We start from the raw sequence: 23455 nt of genomic DNA, 5'->3' as shown, positions 1-23455 counted from the left end.
GATGAATAAAAGCAATAGGTTGAGTTTTGAACGTGTTAGTATTTTGACTAATATTATTAATTTAGGTTGTATTGACCTTAAGTTCATGAGTGTTAAGGGTAAAAAATGGTCACTGATAAAGATGGTTACATGCATTTGATCCAGTATTTGACTGAGCATCTTGGCATATTTGAACTACCTGATACTCAATGTGTTTCCGATGACACTGTGATGGAGTTATTTGAAGAGCAGTTGTCAGCTCAAATCATTATGGTTTGTGGCCAACATCCTTCGTTATCTTTTACTGAGCGAAATACCATTATTCGTGAAGTGGATGCCATAGTATACGATCTAGAGGAAATCCTTGCTTCGGTTGCTAATCATAAAGCAACGCCTTCTCAGACCTTATTTGTGACAGAATTCTCTGGATTGATTAAGAATTTATTCGATCAAGAAATTGCCAAGCTGCCTAATCGCTAAGCGATATAGCAAAAGTATAAAAACAACGCACAATACCTGAACATCAACATAAGCAGATAAATAATGACCTTATTTATCTGCTTTATAACGATGAATTTATGGCTTATTTTCAACGCCAAGCCAAGCGGCTAATTTCGTGTCATCAATAATCGATAGTGCGACGGTATCCTTTGGTGCTGGTGTGATGGTCAACTCCCCCATCATTAATTCATCCCGTCTAAACCAATGTAACGGTAAGGTTTGTCCAAGTGGATACTGTTGCAACTGTGCCTCAAATTGCCCTGTGACTTGAAGATTGTCCGCGGCAATTAATACATCTCCTGCGCTTAAACCTGCAAGATGGGCAGGGCTGCCTTGGGTAACAGTCACTATTTTTAAACCGATTGGTGCGGCTTGGGTTTTAGCACCAAAGGCTATTTCATAACCTTTGGCCTTGACCCCGCCTACATCTTGCGCGCCTTGGCTGGCCCGAAGGGTAAGTTCGACGCCAAATTTAGCAAGTAAAGGAGCCAATGGAATGTCGTCGGTGTTATCTAAATAGGCGAACAGGTCGTGACAATCACGCCCGAGTAAGCGCTCAACAATCTTTTGATGGCAATCATCTGTGGTACCACGGTTTTGCAGCGCATATTCTTGCCATAGAATTGTCATCACATCATCGAGAGTGTGCTTGCCTTGCGTCTCGCTTCTTAAGGTTAAATCGAGATACAAAGCAAACAGTGCGCCTTTAGTGTAATAGCTGATGATGGCGTTTTGTGCATTTTCATCCTGTTTATAAAACTTAGTCCACGCATTAAAGCTTGAATCTTTAATACTTTGCTTAAAACGCCCTGGACTACGGTAAACGCGGGTGAAGGTTTCACTCAGCATATCTAAATAGCTTTGTTTATCGACAAGTCCTGCTCTGTAGGTCAGAAAATCATCGTAATAAGAGGTTATCCCTTCATAGGCCCACAGTTGCGATGTGTAGGTTTCTGTTTCGAGTCGATAAGGGCGGAAGCACTCTGGTTTAATACGTTTCACATTCCAGCTGTGAAAATACTCGTGGCTACATAAAGATAAATAGGTGCGATAGTCATTATTGATGGGCGCATCGATTGAAAGGGGTAAATCTTTGCGAGAACACATTAATGCAGTAGACGCTCTGTGCTCTAAACCGCCAAAACCATTGTCTAATACTGTGGTCATAAACAAATAACGTTTGAAGGGTGCGGGTGTGCCAAAGAGGTTAATTTGGTACTCACAAATGGCCTTTAAGTCTTGGCAAAGTCTTGGCATACAAGCGCGATGGCGGCCATTGAGTACGATATCGTGCCGCACGCCACAGGCATCGAAACTCCCTAGGGTAAATAATCCCATCTCTACGGGATGATCGATCAGTTCATCATAATTTTCGGCACTGAATTGACCAAAATCAAAGTCATCACCACTGGTGCGGCTCATGCTGGTCGCGACGCGCCAGTCACCTAACGCTAATTCTGTGGGAGGCAACAGAGCGACAGTGTGAGTTTGATCTTCAAAACCGTGTGCCGATAAAAAAACGCTACTGCCATTAAAGAAACCGTGGGTCATGTCCAAATGTGCGGTGCGCACCGATAAATCCCAAGCATACACTTGATAAGTCAGAATAATTTCGTTGCTATTATGGTCAACCGACCAGGTTTGCTTATCTAATTGGGTGAGTTTAAGTGCTTGGCCGTTTGCATCCTGAGCCTTGAGTTCAATGATATTTTTGGCGAAGTCTCGCACCATATAACTGCCGGGCAGCCAAGCGGGTAGGCTGAATATTTGCACTGCGTTGGGCTTAGATACCGTCATAGTGACCGCAAATAAATGGGCTTTCGGATCAACGGGGATTATTTGGTAATGGATCATATTTATCCTGCAAAACCTGAGTGTTTTAATGGTGGTCATGCTGCCAAAAATGCCTGCAACAGGCAAATGAAAAGCAAAATATCTGCAGACACAAAGTGTTAAATTGCTAGTATACTATGCCAACTAACCCAAGGAGGACGCCCCATGGCCGAAGAAACCATTTTCAGTAAAATTATTCGTCGTGAAATTCCAGCGGATATTCTATATCAAGATGAATTGGTTACCGCTTTTAGAGATATTTCCCCTAAGGCGCCAACCCATATTTTGATTGTGCCAAATCATTTAATTCCAACGGCGAACGAGATGAAAGCCTCTGATGAGCCGGCACTGGGTCGGATGATGACGGTTGCTGCAAAATTAGCCGCTGAGGCTGGCATTGCGAAGGATGGTTATCGTCTGATTATGAACTGTAACAAGCATGGTGGACAGGAAGTGTACCATATTCATATTCACCTCGTGGGCGGAGAACCACTGGGTCCCATGTTGAGCCAAGGTCAATGAAGGTTAATCCCGAGTTTTTTCCGCTGACCCAAATGGCGCAGCGGTTTGTGGAACAATTAGCCCAGTGTCGTCGCCTCGGTTTAGCTGTACTGGAGGCGAGCGAGCATCATGTGTTGATTGAATTGCCTTACAGCACTGAATTAATTGGTTATCCAGATACTGGCGTTATCCATGGAGGGGTGATCACGACCTTAATGGATACCGCTTGCGGCAGTGCAGTTGTGAGTGCTATTTATCAAAAATATCAATCACTAGAGATTTCACCCACCCTCGATTTACGGGTGGATTATATGAAGCCAGCGCAGCCTAATAAACCTGTGTTTGGCTTCGCTGAATGCTATAAGTTGTCTTCTAATATTGCCTTTACCCGCGCAATTGCTTATCAAGACAGTATCGATGATCCCATCGCCCATGCGGTAGGTTCTTTTATGCGGATCAGCCCTGAAATGGTCGGAGATGCATTTAGACAAGCACTTATGGGGGAGACAGTATCTGCGCTAGGTGGGAGTGGTGAGCAAAATCATTCTGCGTTAGCAGAAAGTGTTACTCAAAACCCCCAAGTAAAAGCGCCTATCGATGTCCAAGGCATCGTTAAACGCGCGACCGAGCTTAATGATTTTGGCCATTTACTTGAGCATGTTCCTTATGCCAAATTCATTGGTATGAAGGTTGAGCGTTTTGGTGATGAACTGATTTTTAAACTGCCCGCCAAAGCCGATAATATCGGTAATCCTGTGTTACCTGCCATTCATGGCGGCGTGATTGCAGGCTTTATGGAAATGTCGGCAATAGTGCAATTAATGGTATTTATGCAAACCGCCAAAGTACCTAAAGTTGTTGATTTTTCAATCGACTATTTGCGTGCTGGCCTGCACAAGGATAGCTTTGCTGAATGCCGAATTACCCGTCAGGGTCGACGAGTTGCCAACGTGAATATTGATTGTTGGCAAACTAATCGTAAACAACTTATTGCCACTGCTCGGGCACATTTTTTGATAGATTAAGTGATAGTATTCACCGCTGGGCGACTCATTACCAAATGATTAAGCATGAGTTCAGCTTCTGTCGATGAGTATTACTGCCAGTCAAAGTGGGCCATCTTTGCCCAATACTTTATCGCTAGATAGGGAGAACAACATGAAACATATCTACACAGGGTTAATCATGGCTGCAGCGCTTACGCTTGGCGCTTGTGCCTCAAATACGGCGGGTATTTCGGTAAGCTCACAAGGTGAGACTCGTGTTGATAGTAGCAGTTTTGCTCGTAAAATTGCGATCGAAAATATTGATGCGCGCCGTGTAGGTGATTTAATTCAAGGCTCTGCATTGATTGTGAGTAAAACTTCTAGCGATATGCGCGTGCAGTATAAATTCACTTGGTACGATGCCAGCGGCTTTACTATTGAAGATGAGGCAACAAGCTGGAAATCGGTGAAATTGCACGGTAAACAGCAATTGCAGGTGTCGGCTGTGGCGCCGAACGCCCAAGTGGTGAAATTTGACGTTTATGTGCGCGAGACCTATTCAAATTAGATTGGTGCTTGCTTTTGTAGAGTCTGTATCGGGTTTTCTACATTTTAGAAATAAAATATATTTTAAAAAGACTTACTCTTTTTGGCGTAAGTCTTTTTATTTGTATCAAATACAATGTGTTAATACCAATCGTATTAAATATCTGTTCATTCAGCGGGAGTTCAACGCGCTTTAGACAAGGCGAAGGCTTGAAGGCATAGTGGTGCTCTGTCAAAAGCCTTAAACGCAGTATAAAGCGTGTTGAAACCCGCCCTTCGGGAGCCACACAGGCATCCCACTCCCGTGTTGCGTTGACTTAAAAGGGAATGACCATTTCTGCTTCAATGCGCCTTGGATTGAGATGCCTGTGAGGCTCTGAACTGATTAGATATTTAATGTGATTGGTATAAGTCATGGTTTGTTATTAAGTTTTATGATGCTGAGTGTAAACGTTGCGATAAATCATCCACTTTTAACAAAAAAGGGGGACAGCAAGAGAAGATCCGGACTTTAGTCCTAAAAATATTTCGCGGTTGAGCACTACTATCTGCATATTACCACATGAGGATAGACCTATGACGGCTCATATTAATGCGCAACCTACTGATTTTTCTGAAACTGTAATTATGCCGGGCGATCCGCTGCGGGCTAAATATATTGCTGAAACCTATCTTACTGATGCCGTAGAAGTCACTAATGTTCGCAATATGCTGGGTTACACAGGTTATTACCAGGGGCAACGCATTTCGGTGATGGGACATGGTATGGGCATTTCATCTATGGTGCTCTATGGCCATGAGTTGATTAATTTTTTCGGCGTTAAACGTATTATTCGTATCGGCAGTTTAGGGGCGACCCAACAGCATGTTCAAATGCGCGATGTGATTTTAGCTCAAGCCGCTGGCACCGACTCTCCCACTAACGCTAAACGCAGCAGTGGCTACCAAATGGCGACCTCGGCGACTTTTTCTTTACTGCATAAAGCCTATACCAAAGCCAATGAAAAAGGCATTAGCGTGAAAGTTGGCAACGTGTTTAGTGGCGATCTTTATTATGATCCCGACGAAGATATGATCCCTGCGCTCGAGCGTTTCGGAGTGTTGGGTATTGATATGGAAGTGGCAGGACTTTATGGCTTGGCACACCAACAGGGAATTGAATCCTTAGCTATTCTGACGGTATCGGACCACTGTTTAACGGGTGAAGAAACAACGGCGCAAGAGCGTCAATTATCTTTCAATAATATGATCGAACTCGCCTTAGAAACCGCGCTTAATTAGGGTTAACGCTATCCTTTGTATCCTTAGCATTTCACCGATGGAATGACAAAATGAATAATAAAATCACCTTAACTGCAATTAGTTTTCTCGCTAATTTTATAATGGCGGGCTTTGCCACTCAATTTGGGATGCTGATTGAGCCTATTGCAGATAAATTTTCAGCAAACGTGAATGACGTTGCTTCCATATTCTCCTTGCTTAATGGTGGCGCATTGGCGGGTACTATTGCTGCCTTTTTCTTTATTGAAAAATTAGGCATCAAGCGAATTACCATAATTAGTTACAGTCTAGTGGCAGTGTGTGCTGTGGCATTACATCTCACCCATTCTCTACAAGTTGTGATGGTAGCCATGACCTTAATTGGTTTTTGCGGCGGTATGGGGTTATGTATTGCCGGTACGATAGTGGTATCGGTGTGGCAAGAGAAATTACAAAGCACCATGCTAGTCGTACAAGATGCCACGTTTAATATTGCGGGGGTTATTTTCCCTTTAATCACAACTTACGCACTCACAAGTTCATTGTCATGGAGTTACAGTTACTTAGCTGTAGGTCTCGTGGCGTTGGGAACCGTGATTATTACCTTATTTACTAATTTTTCGTTATGTGAGCAATCATCGACTACTGAAGATAAGCAACAATCGGAATGGAATTTTGGCATTATTAGCGGCGGTGTGGGCTTATTTTTAGGCATGTTGGCGCTGTATACATTTTTAACGTGGGCTCCCTTATTCGTTAAGCAAAAATTTGATATTCCATTTGAAGACGCGGGCAATATTATTACTCAATATTGGTCAGCAGCACTGATTGGGGCATTAATTTCGACGCTGATTGTGACGCGGGTAAAAATTCACCATTTTTTAGTCGCAATTATCGGCCTTGCTATGATCATCACCTTTATGATTGTGACGACCGATAAGCTTAATTGGGTAGGTTATTTAACCTACGGTTATGGCTTTGTTTGCGCAGCCCTATATAACGCGTTTATTGCTTATGGCGTGTCCTTTGTTAAAAAAGCCAGTAGTAAAAATGTGTCCTATATTCTGATCAGTGGCAGTACTGGGGCCATGTTTAGTCCCGCCATTAGCTCATTCTTTGAGCGCATAATCGGATTACAAACTGTGATGTATGTTATTCCACTGCTTTATGTTGCGATATTTATTATGTTGATTGTTTCAGGTCGAATGAAGCCTGCAGCGGCCTAAGATCCATTTGCTAAGTTAATTTATTTGGTCCACTTTCGCGAATGAATAACCTCGAGAGTGGGCTTTTTTAATTTTGCTATATCGCAGCTTCAACGAATTGTTTAAGGGCATTGAGATCTTTAATCCTAATCCCTTCTTTGTTGCGTTCAATCAGGCCACGTTCCTCAAGTAGCTGTAGCGCACGTCGATAGACCCGATCTGTTGTACCAAATCGCTCCGCCTCTAAATAGCGTTTACTAAAGCCATCGACGGGTAAATCATTTAAATATTCATGGTAAATATCATATGCCACGTTATAGCTGATGGGATAAAGCAGTCGCCGGGTAAAAATATCGACGGTGTCTTGGTAGTCAATAGCAATGGCACTGGCGAAAAATAACGCAAGCTGCGGATGTTGCCCAAGGGAGCACTGCAGTTTTTCGGCGCTAATGATCATGATTTCTAAGGGTTCATTGGCAATAATATCCAACTGACAGTGATACTGAGTAAAAAACTCCATCTCACCAAAAAGTTGTGAATCACAATCGATAGTCCCTAATTGAAAACATCGACCATTTCTGGCGGTATGGCCAAGTGATACGCGCCCTTGTTTTACCAATACCAGTGAGGCCATGGTTTCACCTTGTGTCATTAGATGAGCGCCTTTTTTAAGCATTTTAACTTCGCTGATACAGCTTAGTATCACCGCTTCAATAAGGGGATAGTCTTGCTCCCATCGCTGGCTATAACGTCCTTTGGCTAACGGTTTTAGCTGCATTGAGTATGATCCTCTTATCCTGTTCAAAATCGCGGTCTTCTATAACATTATCGTGAGAAGTGGTCAAATGAGCTAAAGGATTTGAGCTGCGACGGTGGGCATTTTTGCCCTGACGTTTAGCATAAGACTTTTAACATTGTGCTGAAAGACAAGGTTTTAGTGACATTTAAGGATATCGCAGGCACAAGTGTGTCTACTTTATTATTTTCGTCATGTATACTAAGCGCCGCCAAGGGGTGTTTGCAGCGAGTTCACTTTAACTCTAGTGACTGCAAACTGAGATGTCATCAGACGAACCCTTAGAACCTGATCCGGCTAATACCGGCGTAGGAATGGGCCAATCAACAGCACACTTCTGAATCGCTTATTCGTTGCCGGATCTCAAACATTATATTTGAGGTCCTATGTTTAACAGTAAAAATCACATTTCTAGCACATCCTTGAAGCGAGCACCGTTGGCATTAGCCATTGCCGCCGCGCTCAGCACCTCTGCATTTGCACAAACCGATGCTATCGATAAACCCGATCCGAACACTGAGATGGAAATCATGGTGGTGACGGCGGATTTTCGCAGTGCCAGTTTAGAAAAAATGCCTTCAAGCATAACCGTTATCGATGCCCAGCAAATTCAAGATGAAAGCGCACAGCACTTTGAAGATGTGCTTAATTCCATCGCTAACGTTAATTGGTCAGGTGGCAGCTCGCGGCCGAAATATTTTCAGATCCGCGGCGTGGGTGAGCAAGAGCAATATCAAGGCGCACCTAACTCATCGGTAGGCTATATTGTTGATGATATTGACTTATCTGGTATCGGCATGGTGTCGAGTATGTATGATCTACAACAAGTCGAAGTGCTGCGTGGGCCACAGGGGACACGCTACGGCGCCAATGCCTTAGCGGGATTAATTTACTTAAAAAGTAATGATCCAACCGATGTGTTTGAGCATGGTGCAGAGGTGTCTTTAGGCAATGACGATCTGCAAACCTTTAGCGGTTTTAGCTCTGGACCATTAACGGATTCTGGTAAGTTGCTGTACCGTGTGGCGCTACAGCAACATCAGCAAAACGGTTATCGCGATAATCTGTATTTAGGACGTGATGACACCAATGGCCGTGATGAATTTACGGGTCGCGCTAAATTACGCTGGTATGCAACCGATGATTTGCAACTGGATTTAACCCTGCTACATGCCAATTTTGATAATGGTTATGATGTGTGGAGTTTAACCAATTCACCAACACAGACGACCTCGGATCAGCCTGGCGTTGATAGCCAGCGCACCACTGGTGTGGGTTTTAAAGCGACTTACTCAGGTGCAGAGCAGTTTGAGCTGACATCACTTACCTCATTTGCCAATACCGATCATCATTATAGTTACGATGGCGATTGGGCCAATTCTGAGTATTGGGCATCTAAACAATGTGAAGAGGGCGGTAATGTATCCCCTTGTCAGTACGATTACTTTTGGGACAAAACGGGTCAGCGTAAAACTTTATCCCAAGAGTTTCGTTTAAGCTCGACGGATCAAGGCCGTATTTTTGCAGGCTCAACCGATTGGTTAATTGGGGTCTATGGGATGAACCTCAAAGAAGATAACCAATTGGATTCTGAATATAATTCTTGGCCGGATGAGGTATTAGACTCAGAGTACGAAGCGACGAACTATGCGCTGTTTGGTCAGATCGATACGGATCTGGGCTCTGATTATACCTTATCTGTGGGGCTACGTTTGGAGCGGCGTAATAGCCATTACTCGGATACTAATAACGACAATTTCGATCCGAGTGAAACCATGTGGGGCGGCCATATTGCACTCAGTAAAGTGCTGAGTGAGTCTCATAATGTTTACGCCCGTGTGGCGCGGGGTTACAAGGCGGGCGGATTTAATATGACCTTACCAGTCGAACTCAATGATAAAAAAGAGTTTGATCCCGAAACCTTATACAACTACGAAATCGGTTTAAAATCCCATTGGTTTGAAGGGATTATCGACACCAATTTTGCGCTGTTCTATATGGATAGACAGGATCAGCAAGTGGCAGCTTCGCAGCAAGATCCCAACAAGCCACAACGGTTTATCCTCTACACTGAAAATGCGGGTAGCTCAAACAACTACGGTGCCGAGCTGGACGTGACTTGGTACGCCACCGATAATCTCCAGTTTTATTCAAGCTTTGGTTGGTTAGAGACCGCTTACGGTAATTACCAATATCAAGATAAGTACGGTACTGATGTGGATTTAACTGACCGCGATCTAGCCCATTCCCCCCACTTTACCTACAGCCTTGGCGGGACTTATCGTGCTAACTCAGGTTGGTTTGCCAACTTGAATATGAGTGGCAAGAGCGAGTTTTATTACTCAGACAGTAACGACTCCCGCTCTGAACCATATACTGTTGTGAATGCGCGGCTTGGTTATGAGGCGAGTGCTTGGTCGGCTTATTTATGGGGCCGTAATTTATTTGATGAAGAATATGGCGTTCGTGGTTTCTATTTTGGTAACGAGCCCGATAATGGCTGGGCAGAAAAACAATATATTCGCTATGGCGATCCGCGCCAGATTGGTGTGACCTTTAACGTCAAGTTTATGTAGTACCCAAGCTAGCCGCGCTGTGGAGTGATACTTGAGGTTCCAAGTTATATCGCTTCACGGTGCGGCTATTTTTACGATAAGCATTTGAAATAAGGATTGAAGATGAAATTAACCGCAGAAATGAGCATGTATCCCTTCAATGAAAACTACCTCGATCCGATCAAGTGGTTTATTGGTCGCCTGGACAGCTATCCCAATATTGAACGCGTGACCAATGCGATGGCAACTCAGGTATGTGGCGACTATTTAGATGTGATGACCATGCTGGCGACCGAGATGCAAGCCGCCCATGAGAAATGGGGCAAAGCCGTATTTGTCTGTAAGTTTATCGGCGGTGAGCTTAATCTCGCCCACAGTGAGTAATGCAATATTATCTTTGCTAGCACCTAGCATTGATAATTTGTGCCTTTTCGTCCAGTAACAGCGAGAACAACACATTGACAGATTTATGGTTAACCTTGCTCGAGAATATGAATATAGCCTTCAGTGAAGTCCATGTGATGACGGCATGGGAAGCCTTGGCCGTATTGCTGGCGATGGCCTATTTGCTTTTGGCAATGAAGGCAAGCGTTTGGTGCTGGGCGGCAGCGTTTACCAGCACAGCCATTTACACTGTGTTGTTTTGGAAGGTCTCCTTGCTGATGGAGTCTATACTCAATGTCTATTATATGGCGATGGCACTTTACGGTTATTGGCTCTGGACTCAAGGTGGAGATAAACAGCAAGGCGTTAAAGTGACCACTTGGTCATTGAAAAAACACTTAATATTAATTGTCACCACTGGGGGTATTTCGCTTTTAGTCGGTCATGGTATGGCGACTTATACCCAAGCTGCATTTCCGTATTTAGATGCCGCGACAACGTGTTTTGCCGTGATGACCACCTATTTAGTCGCTCAAAAAGTATTAGAAAACTGGCTTTATTGGGTGGTTATCGATCTCGTTTCTATTTATCTCTATCTTAGCAAGGGGTTGATGCTGACATCCTTGTTATTTGTCCTATATGTGGGGATGGCTGTGGTGGGGTATTTCCTGTGGCGTGCAGCGTTAGCTAACGATAATCGTCAAGATAACACCTTGAGTTTGCTTCGCTAATTTTACTCTATTATTTAAAGGTCGGCAGGAATGTCATCCACACCTAAGGCAGTTAATCTAACCTGCTCAAGTTTAGTTGTCGCACCAGTATCGACTGAGTTATATAAAACACTATTCCCCATTTTGGAAGCCGCGGGGCTTGATACCGTGCTCAGTATTACCGAGCTTTCAGGGGGACTCAGTAATCATAATTATAAAATTATCACGCCAAAAGCGAGTTATGTGCTTAGGGTAAATGCAAACGCCACTGATATTTTTTGTATTCGGGAGCAGGAGCATTTTTATTGGCAGCAATTGGCAAAGGCTAAGGTTGCCCCGCAACTTTTTTGGGTGAGTGATGATGAGCGGTATTACTTAAGTGAGTTTATTGCCTCTGATGGGATTCAAGATGACCCCATTTCAGAACCGGCAACGCTATTTTGGCGGGATCTTGAAAAACCACTGTGCGCGCGTGATTTTTTGCAGAATGCTAAGCGCGATAATACTCAAAGCACAACAATACCGCACTATGGGCAAGCGCATATTTTATTACTGGAATTATTGCTCAAGTTACGCGATCTTCCTGCGGGTCCTTATGCTATCAGTGTGACTGAGCAATGGCAGGAATATCATCAGCAAATGATAAACTATGCAACACTGCCTACCGCCACGGAAACGGCCATAATTCATCATCGACAGTTAGATAGCGCATGGCATGGGCGAGTTACTAAACTTGTTGGCATACAAGCTGATATCCAACGATGGGCTGATAAACTTGCCGCCTGTTTAGTTGCGCCGCAGTTTTGCCATCGGGATCTGAATCCCCATAATCTGTTACTGCAAAATAACCATCTATTTTGTATTGATTTTGAGTATGCCACTGCCTCACATCCACTTTGTGAACTTGCGGTTGTATTAGCCACCCACGCGTTAACCCCCAAACAGCAACATTTTTTGTTGGATGAATACTTAAAGGATCATCCTTATTTAACGATGGATGCCGCATTGGCAGTACCCGCTGCGATTGAACTCTATTGGGTATTTGCGTGCTATTGGGCGCTATTGATGGCGGCGCAGCAAACTGAGTCAAATCGCCGTACAGAATATATTGCTTGGTTTGATTTTTTCTGGCCGATGATTTCGCACGAGGTTTAATTAATCGGTTATACCCATGTCCATAGGATCCATATTTTGCACTGACTAAATACTCGCCTATTATCGTGTATTAAATCAGTAGTCATAAAATAAACGTATTTCTTACTACGTTTACTTATAAAAACAATGCTATAAAACAAGCAACTTTATATCAGTTACCGCGTCTTAAAGAGACACTTCTAGGATGGATAATTCAGCATGAAAAAAAGCGTGATGCTACTCGTGTGTCTTTTAGGCTTAAGCGCCTGTTCCACTAAATTCAGTTATCGTTTCCTCGACTGGGCCATCGGCTGGGAGCAGGAGGATTATGTCACCTTAGATAAAACACAGCAGAAGGCATTTGATACGCTGGTTGAAAAAATGGTCTTTTGGCACCAATCCAAAGAGTTAGCTCATTATGTAGTGCAATTAAAAGAAGTTGAAAATTTAATTAAAACCAATGAGTTAACGCCATTGCTGTGGGCTGGACATGTGGATATAGCCAAGCGCCATTGGTTTAGGGTGTTTGAGTTCGCGATGCCAGAATTGCTACCTATCATCATGTCTTTGACCGATAGTCAGGTAAAACAAATTCTCACAAAGCTACGGGAAGATGAGCAAGCGCTAGTCAAAGAGTTTGCAGGTAAAAGCCCTGAACAATTACAAAAAGATGCCGACAAGCGTTTACAAAAGCAGTTTGAAGATTGGCTGGGCAGCGTAAGTGCAGAGCAAAAATCACTTATCCACCAATATAACCAACAGCGTTTATCCACTTTAGATATGTGGCTTGAATACCGGCATGAATGGTTGCGTCAGTTTGAGGTTGCGCTTGGGCAACGTGCCGATAAAGTGCTTTTAACAGAACGTTTGACCTTATTAATGACCCAACCAGATGAACTTAAGTCTGAGCAACATAAAGCATTTTTACGTCAGAATACAGAAGCCTTTGGCACTTTATTGCTCGCGATGAACGGTAGCTTATCTGCCAAGCAATCGAAACATTTCTATAAAAAGCTCGGGAAGTTAATTCAAGATTTGACGGAGCTAAATCAAGAGGCGCTTGAAAAAGAATTCAAATCAATGAAAGCGTTATCGACTTGATAGTATCTATTTCATTAGCGGAATTTTTAGTGAAGCACGCTTATGTTACTCGTATCAGACATGGCTCAATTTGAGCCGTTATTTGGATGGCTGGCAGCAATAGGTTAAATCTCACTTTTGTGGTGGGATTTTTTATGTCTCTTTATCCACAATTTGTTATGCTTGAGCCCAATTTATATCGAATTAGGATAATAACTTGGACGCTATCGAACTCTTACTTACCCGTCAGTCAACTCCGCGATTAACCGCTCCAGCTCCTGATGCGAATCAATTAAAGATCATCTTAGATGCTGCCATTCGCGTGCCAGATCATGGTGCCCTAGCACCATGGGAATTTATTATCGCCACAGGCGATGGGCTTAATACCTTAGCCGATATTTTTGTTAATGCAGCAAAAGCCAATGGTGCCGATGAGGATTTTGTCAATAAAGCCAAGGGTATGCCAATGCGATCGCCTATGGTGATTACCGTGGTAGCTAAAACGCAGGATCATCCTAAAGTGCCAGTGCTAGAGCAGCAAATTGCAGCGGGCTGCGCGACCATGGCAATGCAGCAAGCGGCGTTTGCCTTGGGGCTCGGCGCGGTGTGGCGCACTGGCGATTTTGCCTTTGATGCGAATGTGAATGCGGCATTAGGTCTAACAGAACAAGATCAAATTGTCGGTTTTTTATATGTTGGCACGCCAGCCGTCGTTGCACCTAAAAAGCCACAGAAGGATGGTCATCAATACGCCCGTTATTTATAAAATCTTGAGTGGAGAAATCCTATGCAAATTGCCCATACCCCTAGATTAATACTAAGGCATTTGGTGCCAGAGGATGCTTCTTTCATCCTAGTGTTACTTAATAGCCAAGGTTTTATCGATCATATTGGGGATAAGGGCGTTCGCACACTGAGTGATGCTAAGGGTTATATTACCAATGGCCCGATGAAAAGCTATGCAGAGCAGGGTTTTGGTTTATATGCAGCGGTACTTGCAGATAATGGTTTTCCAATTGGGATCTGTGGGTTAATTAAAAGACCCACACTTGATAATGTGGATTTAGGCTATGCCTTTTTGCCGCAATATTGGGGTAAAGGCTATGCCTTTGAAGCGGCAAAGGCGTCACTTGAGGTTGGCAAAGAGCTTGGAATTGAGCCTATTGTCGCCATCGTTAGCCCACATAATCAAGCATCAAAGGCGCTGTTAAACAAATTAGGCATGACATTTGAGACTCAGTTACAACTTACCCCTGAAGACTCGCCAGTCGAGCTATTTAGTAGTTGTAATGGCAGGTAAATATATGATTAGTGGCGCTAGGGCAATTTCTCAATAATTCATTCTTTCAATAACTGAGAATAAACAGGGAGTGTTGCTCCCTGTTTATTCTATTGCAGCGATAATTTTTTGATAATGGATTAATCCACGAATGCTTAATATCGGCTTTTTTACTGTGGAAGTGTCTATACATCAGCATAGGGTCATCGCTGCTGTCTTTTGAATGGATCTGTTCATTTAAGGGTTAACAGATCCATCTTTCGATCTATTCTCTATACTATTCATTTTGTTAGCAATTAATAGCCAACTGCTTCACTACCTGAATGACGCGGATCTGAAGCGCCAAAAATACCTTGTTCGGTCACCATAATGGATTGAGTACTGCCCATCGCCGATTGCACTGTTACTTTATGGCCTTTGGCTTCGAGCAGGGAAATGGTATCGCGATTGACGCTAGACTCAACTCGTAATTCATCGGGTTGCCATTGATGATGTACCCGCGCCGCATAACTTGCCTCGGCAATGTTTAGACCATGGTCAATGACATTCATAATGATTTGCAATGTTGTGGTGATAATACGTGAGCCGCCAGGACTACCTGTGATAAGGAAGGCTTTACCATCTTTCATCACAATCGTTGGGCTCATTGAACTCAGTGGCCGCTTGTTACCTTCGACCGCATTGGCATCACCACCTACTAAACCATAGCCATTGGGTACACCAGGTTTGGCTGAGAAATCATCCATTTCATTATTGAGCAAAATGCCTGTGCCTTTGGCCACTAAACCTGAACCATAACTGAAGTTTAAGGTGTAAGTGTTTGATACCGCATTGCCCCATTTATCCACCACTGAGAAGTGAGTTGTTTGATCGCTTTCATAGGGAGCCAGTTTACCCGGTTTAATTTCACTGCTTGGGGTTGTCTTATTTATCGCAATCTTGCTGGCGATTTTTTGGGCATAGTCAGCGTTTGTTAACGCGTTAACTGGCACTTTATAAAAGTCAGGATCGCCTAAGTATTCACTACGATCGCTATAGGCGTATTTCATCGTTTCAGCCATTAGATGAATGGTTTGTGCTGTATTATGGCCAAGTTTATCAATGGGGAATTGTTGCAACACATTGAGCATTTGGATGATATGCACGCCGCCAGAGGAGGGGGGGGGCATGGATACCACCTGATAACCACGGTATTCTCCACGAACAGGCTCACGTTCTACGACTTTATAATGTTTAAGGTCGTCTAAGGTCATAATGCCGCCAGCATCTTGCACAGCATTGACAATCTTAACGGCGGTTTCCCCTTCATAAAATCCTTTAGTGCCTTTTTCAGCGATAAGGCGTAGTGAATGGGCGAGTTCGGGCTGTTTAAGAATATCACCCACCAGATAATCGCTGCCGTCGTTTTTATAAAATATCGCCGCAGTGGTTGGCCATTGCGCCATACGACGTTTCAGTCCTGCAAGGGATTGGGCAAGATCTGGTGTTACACTGAATCCTTCCTGCGCCATTTTAATCGCGGGGGCGGTAACTTGTGCGAGTGACATGGTTCCATACTTTTCAAGGGCTAAACTCATGCCCATAACGGTTCCTGGTACTCCCACGGCTAACCCATGTTCGCGGCTTAACTTTTGGACTGCGTCACCATTTTCGTCAAGGAAAATATCTTTTTTGGCTTTAGATGGCGCCATTTCACGGTAATCGATAGCAATGGTTTTGTTTTCTTTGGCAAGATGCACCAGCATAAAACCACCACCACCAATATTACCAGCGCGTGGTAAGGTAACTGCCAAACTGAAGGCTACAGCAACGGCGGCATCAACTGCATTACCGCCTTGTTTTAGGATCTCAACGCCAGTACGACTGGCGAGTGTTTCTTGGCTGGCGACCATGCCATGTTTGGCCCATACGGGCTGTGCCGTTGCCATTTGGCTGAAAATAGGCGCTTCATCTGCGTAGAGGCTTGGAGAGGATAACAAGGGCAAAGCCATCGCGACGATGAGAAAAAGAGGTCTAAAAGTTCTTGCGGAACGCATACTTAATCCTGAATTTATTTTCATTATGACTATGCAATGTGCCGAGAATTAGGCTTAATTGCAACCTCGTATACTTGTTCACATCACTAAAGGACGATAATTTACCCAATGAAACCGCTTATCTTGGCCTTTGCGAACTCAATATCGGATATTTCAACACAAGCATGGAATACCGTAATGGGGACAGTAAATCCCTTTTGTCGCCACGAGTTTCTCTTAGCGTTAGAGCAAAGCCGCTCAGCCTGTGTTGCAACGGGTTGGATACCAAGACATTTATGTGTGTTTGATGCGGGCGATACCTTAAATGATGTCGCTTTTAAGGATAAAGGCTTATCACCGTTAACGGAAGGTGCACTGATAAGCGGGCAAACTGCGCAGCATTTTAATCGGTTATCCCTTATCGCCGTTATGCCCTTATACCAAAAGTCTCACTCCTACGGCGAATATGTGTTTGATTGGACGTGGGCAGAAGCCTATGCGCGCCATGGGCTCGATTATTATCCTAAATGGGTGAATGCGATTCCCTTTACGCCAGTACAAGGGCCCCGCATAGGTATTACGCCTGAATTGGAAAATATTGAGCAAAAACGCATTGGCGAATTAATGCTGAGGGCATTGGATCAACGGTTGATGCATGGGACGGGAGAAATTCAAATTTCCTCATGGCACAGTCTGTTTGTTGCGCCAGCGCAAATGCCTTTGTTTGGGGCTTCATCTACACAGCTAGTTAAACGCTTAGGCACACAGTTCCATTGGTACAACCGTGATTATCGGAATTTCGATGATTTTCTATCACGCTTTAGCTCACGTAAGCGTAAAAACATCCTGAAGGAACGGGCACAATTACAGCCTTTTGGGCTCAAGTTTGAATTTGTCGAAGGTGAGCGGGTAACTGAATTGCAATGGCAGACTTTTATCCAATGTTATCAATTAACTTATCTTAAGCGTTCCGGTCACCGCGGTTATTTAACGCCCACATTTTTCCATCAACTTGGACAGCTGTTAGCCGCTCAAATTCTACTGTTAGTGGTGAAAGATGCAAAGGGCGAGATGATAGCGGGTGCCTTATATTTTAAAGGGAAGAACCCCCAAGATCAGAAGTGCCTTTATGGCCGCTATTGGGGCACAACGGTTGAGCTTGATGGTTTACACTTTGAAGCTTGTTATTATCAAGGGATTCAATACTGTATTGAACATGAGTTTCAAGTGTTTGATGCGGGCGCGCAGGGAGAACATAAGGTGCTGCGTGGCTTTGAACCCGTAGTAATGTACTCCTACCATAACATCGCCCATTTGGGATTTAAGGCGGCGATTGCCGACTTTGTTGAGCAAGAAACACTGCAAATGCAGCAATATATGGCGCAGATGCAGGATGTGTTGCCCTACAAAAAAGAGCCTTCATAAAGACCGAGTTAACGGGATTTTATTGGGCTCATTTTAGGACGAGCGAGTTACATTTAAGTAGTTAGTTCAAACCGCTAGCTCATGGCTAACCAAATTCCTACGCCTATCATTAGGCTGCCTGCAATCCGGTTTAACCAGCGAATATTATCACCACGACTTAAGAAAAGTCGGAGGGTCTTACCGCCGCTGGCATAGGCGAGCATTGAGGTAAATTCGGTCACCATAATAATGCTCAGCAAGGCGAGGAGTTGTGGTGCAACTTCGCGCTCGGCATTGATAAAAGGCGGCAGTAGCGACACCATAAATGCCCAACCCTTAGGGTTCGCTATAGCGGTAATAAAACCTTGGGAGATCAAGGTAAAACTGCTGGCTCTGGGGTTGGTGTCATCATCGCTTAATATGGCCATCTTACCGCGGGCGCGCCACATTTGTACGCCGATATAGCCTAAATAAATGCCGCCAACCCACTTAAAGATTTGAAATACTTCGGGGTAGTTGAGCATGATACTGGCAACCCCCATCACGGCGGCGGTGGCGACTAATGCTACGCCAATGAGTTCACCTAACATCATCCATAACGTGCGGCGCACACCTATGCTCATACCTAGCGTCATGGCGAGTGTCATGCACATGCCCGGCGTGATAGAAACAAAGAAAAAAGTCGGGATAAACACAGCGAGTAAGGCAAAATCAGGCATCGTTGGTCAGTCTTAAGTCAACATTAAAAGGCCGATAGTGTAATGAAAATGCTTAGCATAGCCAATGGGCTTGTTTAAACCGCTTCATCAAATGGATTTTTGCTATGCGTAAAAACAGAAACGGTACGCAGTGCGTACCGTTCTTATGGATGGGATGATATTTATAGAACGCCGCGGCGCATTTGGTCCCGTTCAATTGATTCAAACAGGGCAGTAAAGTTGCCTTCACCAAAACCTAAGTTATTCTTACGTTGGATGATTTCAATGAAAATCGGTCCAAACAGGTTTTTAGTAAATATCTGCAGTAAATAGCCTGTATCATCACCATCCACCAGAATTTGGTGATGTTTAATGCGCTCACGATTCTCAGTGACTTGTGGCACTTTATCGAAAATAGTGTCGTAGTATTCAGGAATGATGTCTAGGCATTGGATTGAGCTGCCTTCCATCGCATCTAAGGATTTAACGATATCGCGGCTTCTAAAGGCTAAATGCTGCACACCTGGGCCATTGTATTCCTTCAGATATTCATCGATTTGGTTTTTATCGTTGCCTTTACCTTCGTTAATCGGGATACAGAAGCTGCCATCGGGTGAGCGCAGGGCGTAGGACACTAGCGCGGTTTGTACGCCGCTGATGTCAAAGTAACGCACCTCAGTAAAACCAAAAATGTTTTTATAGAAGTTAGCCCAATGTTCCATTGTGCCTTTGTAGACGTTGTTGGTTAAGTGATCGACCTCGATAAAGCCTTTCTCTTGAGTGATAATTTGCTCATCTAAATCTTCAAAATCAGTGGCATAGATATTGTTATCTGCACCGAAGGTGTCGATGAAATAAATTAAGCTGTCGCCAATGCCGTAAATCGCAGGATAAGGCAGATCTTTATTGGCATCATCGGCGGGTTTTGCACCACGTTCAACGGCAACACGATAGGCAAAGCCGGCATCTTCTACACGCCAGCCCATAGAACAAATGGCTGGGCCGTGGGATTTAGCAAACTTAGCTGAGAAACCTTCGCGCTCAGTGTTGAGCAGAAAATTAATATCATTCTGTTTGTAGTACAGGATGTCTTTGTGCTTGGTTTTTTTCAGCAGTGAAAAACCAAAGTCGATAAAGACTTTGTGCATAAAATCGGTATCAGGGCTGGCGAATTCCGTGAATTCGATACCTAATAAGCCCAGTGGATTGAGTTCGCTTGCCATGATGTTTTCCTCGTTATTTTAGTGCAACACGCCGTCACTCTAATGACTCCCGCATGGGAGTGCTGGTGGCTTGGGGCTAGTCTTCTAGCCAAGAGCGGTTGTAGTCTTTGCTCATGCAATTTTGTACATGTTCGGTTAATTTCAGTGGGGCGAACGTGTCCACCATCACTGCATATTCATAGGTTTCTTTTTTGCCAATCGAGGCTTCAGTGCGACCCGGTTGTGGTCCGTGGGCCACGCCTTTTTGATGTAAGGTCATATAACCCGCTTCAATGCCCGTACGGCTCATAAAGTCGCCATCGACGTAATACAAGACTTCGTCGCTATCTATATTGTTGTGGTAATAAGGCGCGGGAATCGATTTTGGGTGGAAATCGTAGGGGCGTGGCACGAAGTTACAAATCACAAAGTTATGGGCGGTAAAGACTAAGTGATCAGAAGGGGGGAGATGTATTTTGCCTACCTTGGGTGCGTATTCTGTGATGTTGAATGCCCAAGGGTAAACGCAGCCATCCCAACCCACTAAATCAAAGGGATGCCATTCAAGTGTGGTGAGTTGGTACTTATCGCCAAACTTACACACTAAGGGGAAGGCGCCGCGCTCAACCACAGCCTCTTGCAGTGTAGGCACGCGCAAATCGCGCTCGCAATAGGGTGCCGATTCTAACAGCTGACCATACTCGTTACGAAAATGCTTAGGCACTTCCACCATAGAGAATGACTCTATGACGAAAAGTCGCACATTGCTGTAATCGTTGAATTTAAGTTGATAAGTCGTGCCGCGAGGGATCACGAGATAGTCCCATTTTTGGACCTTAATCGTGCCGTACTCGCTGTAGAGTGTGCCTTCGCCTTCGTGGACAAAAACCACTTCATCGGCATAGGCGTTACGGTAAAATTCGTCGGTATCGGCGGTGACTTTGGCGGTATAGAGAGCTAAATCATTGTTATAAAATATTTTGTTACGGCCGCTGAAAAAATTACCTTCACGGTCGGCATCGCGGGAATCGAGTTTATAGTTTTGGACCAGCGAGTCTTCCCAATTGGCACCGTGGCTCAAGCTGTAGGACGCCACTTCCAACGCTTTGGTGGGCATGTTGTGGTGATATTTATTGGAATAAATATTGGAAAAGCCATGGGTTGAGAACAACTCTTCACGGTAAAGCTCACCGTTTTCCTTTTCAAATGCGATATGGCGCTTATGGGGGATCTGCCCCTGTTTTACATAAAATGGCATGGCTAAAGAGGTCCTTGTTTGATCAGTGTTGTATATCGTTATTGTTATGTGATCTTGTTATCAATTTAGTTGCTTGGATCAACAAAAAAAAGAATAATAAATCCGTTGTCTTAATCTAAAAATTAGATGGTATTCTAATCTTTACGAATCGTAGTGTTTCCGTGACATTCTCATTAGAGCCAAGGAGTGACCATGCGCATCGATATTGATGCTTTTAATGTGCTGCAAGTGCTGGTGGAAGAGGGCAGTTTTGCCAAGGCGGCGGAGCGGTTACACAAGGCGCAATCGGCGGTGAGTTATCAAGTTAAAAAGTTGGAAGAGCACTTAGGTGTACCGCTTTTTAGCCGTGAACAATATCGCGCTGAGCTGACGCAAGAGGGCCGTGTGATTTTAGCCGAGGGGCAAAGATTACTACAACACCTTGCTAACATTGAACATCTTGCCAGTCGTTTTAGCGAAGGTTGGGAGCCAAAGCTAGAGCTCGTGATAGACGGTGCCTTACCGATGGAACCAATTATGACGGCTTTAAAACGCATGGCTGAACATCAGATCCCCACTAAAATTCAGCTTAATATGGAATTTTTAGGTGGCGTACAACACAGATTCGAACGTGATAATGCCGACTTGATGTTAGTGAAAGATTATCGCACTGGCCCCTATTATCATCCGCAGCCTCTGCCAGCCATCACTAGCATATTAGTGGCAAGTGCTTCGCATCCTTTAGCTGTTATTCGTAAAATTAGTTTGTCTGAGCTGCAGCAGCATGTGGAATTGACTATCGAAGACTCTTCACCCAATAAAAGTTATCGTGATGAACTACAATTTGGCGGCGATAAAGTGTTTTACCTTTCAGGTTTCATCATGAAAAAGAACGCCTTGTTAAAAGGCTTAGGTTTTGGCTGGTTGCCGGACTTTTTAGCGCAAGAAGAACTGGCTAAGGGTGAGTTAGTTGAAATCGACTTTGTCGGTGGCAGTCGTTTTACGTTTATCCCGCAACTTGTCTCGACCTTAGAACGTCCATTAGGCCGAGCGGGACAACTCTTTACTAAATTGATTTTAGAGGAGTTTGCTAAAGCAGAGCAGTTTAATGGCGTCGGTTTGGGATGATAAATCGCCGTTTATGATGTTGTGAAATAACGCCCTACATAAAATAATCGCATTTTGACATTTTATGTCATACATTAAGGTTTATTTTCAAAGTGGCTTATTTTCAAAGTGAAATTGGGGGCACGATATCAACAAAGTTGTCCATCGAGTTCAATATAAAGCGCAATAACAAGGAACTGACAGTTAATAAGGGGAACAGTATGTCTAGACGTTGTCACGAAGTGGATTATGAAATTATCGGCCACAGTATGCAGTTGGTTGAAGTAGAACTCGATCCAAATGAAACTGTGATTGCTGAAGCGGGGGCGATGAACTACCTAGAGCAAGATATTCGTTTTGAAGCCAAAATGGGTGATGGATCTGAACCCGAATCCGGCTTTTTTGGCAAGCTGATGGGGGCGGGTAAAAGGGTGCTAACGGGTGAGAGCATTTTTATGACTCACTTTACCAACCAAGGCAACCAAAAGCGCAAAGTCGCTTTTGCCGCTCCTTATCCTGGCACTATCCTTGCGATTGATTTAGCCGAATATGGTGGTGAGCTTATCTGTCAGAAGGACAGTTTTTTAGCGGCGGCTTTAGGCACACGTGTGACAATGAAATTTAATCGCCGTTTAGGCACAGGCTTTTTCGGTGGTGAAGGGTTTATTTTGCAAAGCCTACAAGGTGATGGCATGACCTTTATACACGCAGGTGGCACCTTAGTGAAAAAAGAACTAAAAGGTGAAACCTTAAGAGTCGACACTGGTTGCCTCGTCGGTTTTACACCAGGGATTGATTACGATATCGAGCGCGCAGGCTCATTAAAGTCTATGGTCTTTGGCGGTGAAGGCTTATTTTTAGCAACCTTAAAAGGTCACGGAACGGTTTGGCTGCAAAGCTTACCATTCTCACGTATGGCTGATCGTATTATCGCCCATGCCCCATCGGCAGGAGGAAGTGATCGTGGTGAAGGCTCTGTGCTTGGTGGTCTTGGTCGTATGATTGATGGACGTTGATTAAATATTACTTTCAATGTGTTATTA

23 protein-coding genes and 1 riboswitch are annotated in these 23455 nt (G+C 44.1%); of the genes, 16 read left to right on the top strand and 7 right to left on the bottom strand.

The features are described 5' to 3' along the window. The first annotated feature begins 105 nt into the window (after positions 1–105). The gene (locus SPUTW3181_RS12345) at positions 106–459 is read left to right on the top strand and encodes a DUF3802 family protein (RefSeq protein ID WP_011789663.1); all 354 of its coding nucleotides are present in this window, start codon (positions 106–108) and stop codon (positions 457–459) included. A gap of 96 nt (positions 460–555) precedes the next feature. Here SPUTW3181_RS12345 and SPUTW3181_RS12340 read toward each other — a convergent pair whose 3' ends face one another. Then, entirely contained in the window at positions 556–2334 is a 1779-nt protein-coding gene (locus tag SPUTW3181_RS12340; RefSeq protein WP_011789662.1) for a M61 family metallopeptidase, read from the bottom strand. A 144-nt stretch (positions 2335–2478) separates the two neighbouring features. On the opposite strand from SPUTW3181_RS12340, the gene hinT reads away from it, so the two are divergent. The 3 genes from hinT (at position 2479) to SPUTW3181_RS12320 (ending at position 4368) form a co-directional block, all read left to right on the top strand. Continuing rightward, positions 2479–2835, top strand: a complete 357-nt coding sequence (hinT, locus tag SPUTW3181_RS12335; RefSeq protein ID WP_011789661.1) for a purine nucleoside phosphoramidase — start codon at positions 2479–2481, stop codon at positions 2833–2835. After that, positions 2832–3839 carry a PaaI family thioesterase gene (locus SPUTW3181_RS22340; RefSeq protein WP_011789660.1) on the top strand — a complete coding sequence of 336 codons (1008 nt, stop codon included), beginning with the start codon at positions 2832–2834 and terminating at the stop codon, positions 3837–3839. The genes hinT and SPUTW3181_RS22340 overlap by 4 nt, the downstream gene beginning before the upstream one ends. Positions 3840–3972: 133 nt before the next feature. Beyond that, positions 3973–4368 carry a YcfL family protein gene (locus tag SPUTW3181_RS12320; RefSeq protein ID WP_011789659.1) on the top strand — a complete coding sequence of 132 codons (396 nt, stop codon included), beginning with the start codon at positions 3973–3975 and terminating at the stop codon, positions 4366–4368. A gap of 37 nt (positions 4369–4405) precedes the next feature. On the opposite strand, the gene SPUTW3181_RS22150 is transcribed toward SPUTW3181_RS12320, so the two are convergent. Next, positions 4406–4633: a hypothetical protein gene (locus SPUTW3181_RS22150; RefSeq protein WP_011789658.1), complete on the bottom strand. Its 228-nt coding sequence runs from the start codon at positions 4631–4633 to the stop codon at positions 4406–4408. Positions 4634–4922: 289 nt separating this feature from the next. Here SPUTW3181_RS22150 and deoD point away from each other — a divergent pair, with 289 nt between their 5' ends. After that, positions 4923–5627: a purine-nucleoside phosphorylase gene (gene deoD, locus SPUTW3181_RS12315; protein WP_011789657.1), complete on the top strand. Its 705-nt coding sequence runs from the start codon at positions 4923–4925 to the stop codon at positions 5625–5627. A 50-nt stretch (positions 5628–5677) separates the two neighbouring features. Continuing rightward, positions 5678–6832: an MFS transporter TsgA gene (gene tsgA / locus SPUTW3181_RS12310; protein WP_011789656.1), complete on the top strand. Its 1155-nt coding sequence runs from the start codon at positions 5678–5680 to the stop codon at positions 6830–6832. Positions 6833–6908: 76 nt separating this feature from the next. Here tsgA and SPUTW3181_RS12305 read toward each other — a convergent pair whose 3' ends face one another. Continuing rightward, positions 6909–7589, bottom strand: a complete 681-nt coding sequence (locus SPUTW3181_RS12305; protein ID WP_011789655.1) for a Crp/Fnr family transcriptional regulator — start codon at positions 7587–7589, stop codon at positions 6909–6911. A 222-nt stretch (positions 7590–7811) separates the two neighbouring features. Further along, positions 7812–7939, top strand: a riboswitch (TPP riboswitch). A 54-nt stretch (positions 7940–7993) separates the two neighbouring features. On the opposite strand from SPUTW3181_RS12305, the gene SPUTW3181_RS12300 reads away from it, so the two are divergent. From SPUTW3181_RS12300 to SPUTW3181_RS12270, 7 genes are all read left to right on the top strand, one after another. Next, positions 7994–10183 (top strand): TonB-dependent receptor, encoded by a 2190-nt coding sequence (locus SPUTW3181_RS12300; RefSeq protein WP_011789654.1) that lies wholly within the window; start codon positions 7994–7996, stop codon positions 10181–10183. Positions 10184–10285: 102 nt separating this feature from the next. Beyond that, on the top strand, positions 10286–10546 hold the full coding sequence (locus tag SPUTW3181_RS12295) for a hypothetical protein (protein ID WP_011789653.1): 261 nt from the start codon (positions 10286–10288) through the stop codon (positions 10544–10546). 74 nt (positions 10547–10620) lie between these two features. Beyond that, positions 10621–11277: a nicotinamide riboside transporter PnuC gene (gene pnuC / locus SPUTW3181_RS12290; RefSeq protein WP_041408200.1), complete on the top strand. Its 657-nt coding sequence runs from the start codon at positions 10621–10623 to the stop codon at positions 11275–11277. A 30-nt stretch (positions 11278–11307) separates the two neighbouring features. Then, positions 11308–12411, top strand: a complete 1104-nt coding sequence (locus tag SPUTW3181_RS12285) for a phosphotransferase (RefSeq protein ID WP_011789651.1) — start codon at positions 11308–11310, stop codon at positions 12409–12411. Positions 12412–12609: 198 nt separating this feature from the next. Beyond that, on the top strand, positions 12610–13491 hold the full coding sequence (locus SPUTW3181_RS12280) for a DUF6279 family lipoprotein (RefSeq protein WP_011789650.1): 882 nt from the start codon (positions 12610–12612) through the stop codon (positions 13489–13491). Positions 13492–13687: 196 nt separating this feature from the next. Further along, the gene (locus SPUTW3181_RS12275) at positions 13688–14236 is read left to right on the top strand and encodes an NAD(P)H nitroreductase (protein ID WP_011789649.1); all 549 of its coding nucleotides are present in this window, start codon (positions 13688–13690) and stop codon (positions 14234–14236) included. A gap of 21 nt (positions 14237–14257) precedes the next feature. Continuing rightward, the gene (locus SPUTW3181_RS12270; RefSeq protein ID WP_011789648.1) at positions 14258–14770 is read left to right on the top strand and encodes a GNAT family N-acetyltransferase; all 513 of its coding nucleotides are present in this window, start codon (positions 14258–14260) and stop codon (positions 14768–14770) included. 275 nt (positions 14771–15045) lie between these two features. On the opposite strand, the gene ggt is transcribed toward SPUTW3181_RS12270, so the two are convergent. Continuing rightward, entirely contained in the window at positions 15046–16785 is a 1740-nt protein-coding gene (ggt, locus tag SPUTW3181_RS12265; RefSeq protein WP_011789647.1) for a gamma-glutamyltransferase, read from the bottom strand. Positions 16786–16893: 108 nt separating this feature from the next. On the opposite strand from ggt, the gene SPUTW3181_RS12260 reads away from it, so the two are divergent. Beyond that, the gene (locus SPUTW3181_RS12260; protein WP_011789646.1) at positions 16894–18189 is read left to right on the top strand and encodes a GNAT family N-acetyltransferase; all 1296 of its coding nucleotides are present in this window, start codon (positions 16894–16896) and stop codon (positions 18187–18189) included. A gap of 74 nt (positions 18190–18263) precedes the next feature. Here SPUTW3181_RS12260 and SPUTW3181_RS12255 read toward each other — a convergent pair whose 3' ends face one another. The 3 genes from SPUTW3181_RS12255 to SPUTW3181_RS12245 form a co-directional block, all read right to left on the bottom strand. Beyond that, a complete protein-coding gene (locus tag SPUTW3181_RS12255; protein ID WP_011789645.1) occupies positions 18264–18887 on the bottom strand; it encodes a LysE family translocator in 624 nt (207 codons plus the stop codon). Between the two features lie 161 nt (positions 18888–19048). Then, the gene (gene hppD, locus SPUTW3181_RS12250) at positions 19049–20089 is read right to left on the bottom strand and encodes a 4-hydroxyphenylpyruvate dioxygenase (protein ID WP_011789644.1); all 1041 of its coding nucleotides are present in this window, start codon (positions 20087–20089) and stop codon (positions 19049–19051) included. A gap of 76 nt (positions 20090–20165) precedes the next feature. Continuing rightward, a complete protein-coding gene (locus SPUTW3181_RS12245) occupies positions 20166–21326 on the bottom strand; it encodes a homogentisate 1,2-dioxygenase (protein WP_011789643.1) in 1161 nt (386 codons plus the stop codon). 192 nt (positions 21327–21518) lie between these two features. On the opposite strand from SPUTW3181_RS12245, the gene SPUTW3181_RS12240 reads away from it, so the two are divergent. Beyond that, positions 21519–22433, top strand: coding sequence for a LysR family transcriptional regulator (locus SPUTW3181_RS12240; protein ID WP_011789642.1), 915 nt, complete (start codon positions 21519–21521; stop codon positions 22431–22433). 200 nt (positions 22434–22633) lie between these two features. Next, positions 22634–23428, top strand: a complete 795-nt coding sequence (locus SPUTW3181_RS12235) for a TIGR00266 family protein (RefSeq protein ID WP_011789641.1) — start codon at positions 22634–22636, stop codon at positions 23426–23428. The last annotated feature ends 27 nt before the right edge of the window (positions 23429–23455 follow it).

This window comes from Shewanella sp. W3-18-1 (genome assembly GCF_000015185.1).
GTDB classification, from domain to species: Bacteria; Pseudomonadota; Gammaproteobacteria; order Enterobacterales; family Shewanellaceae; genus Shewanella; species Shewanella putrefaciens.
The sequence above is the reverse complement of the archived record's forward strand: the minus strand, read 5'-3'. Positions and strand labels throughout refer to the sequence as shown.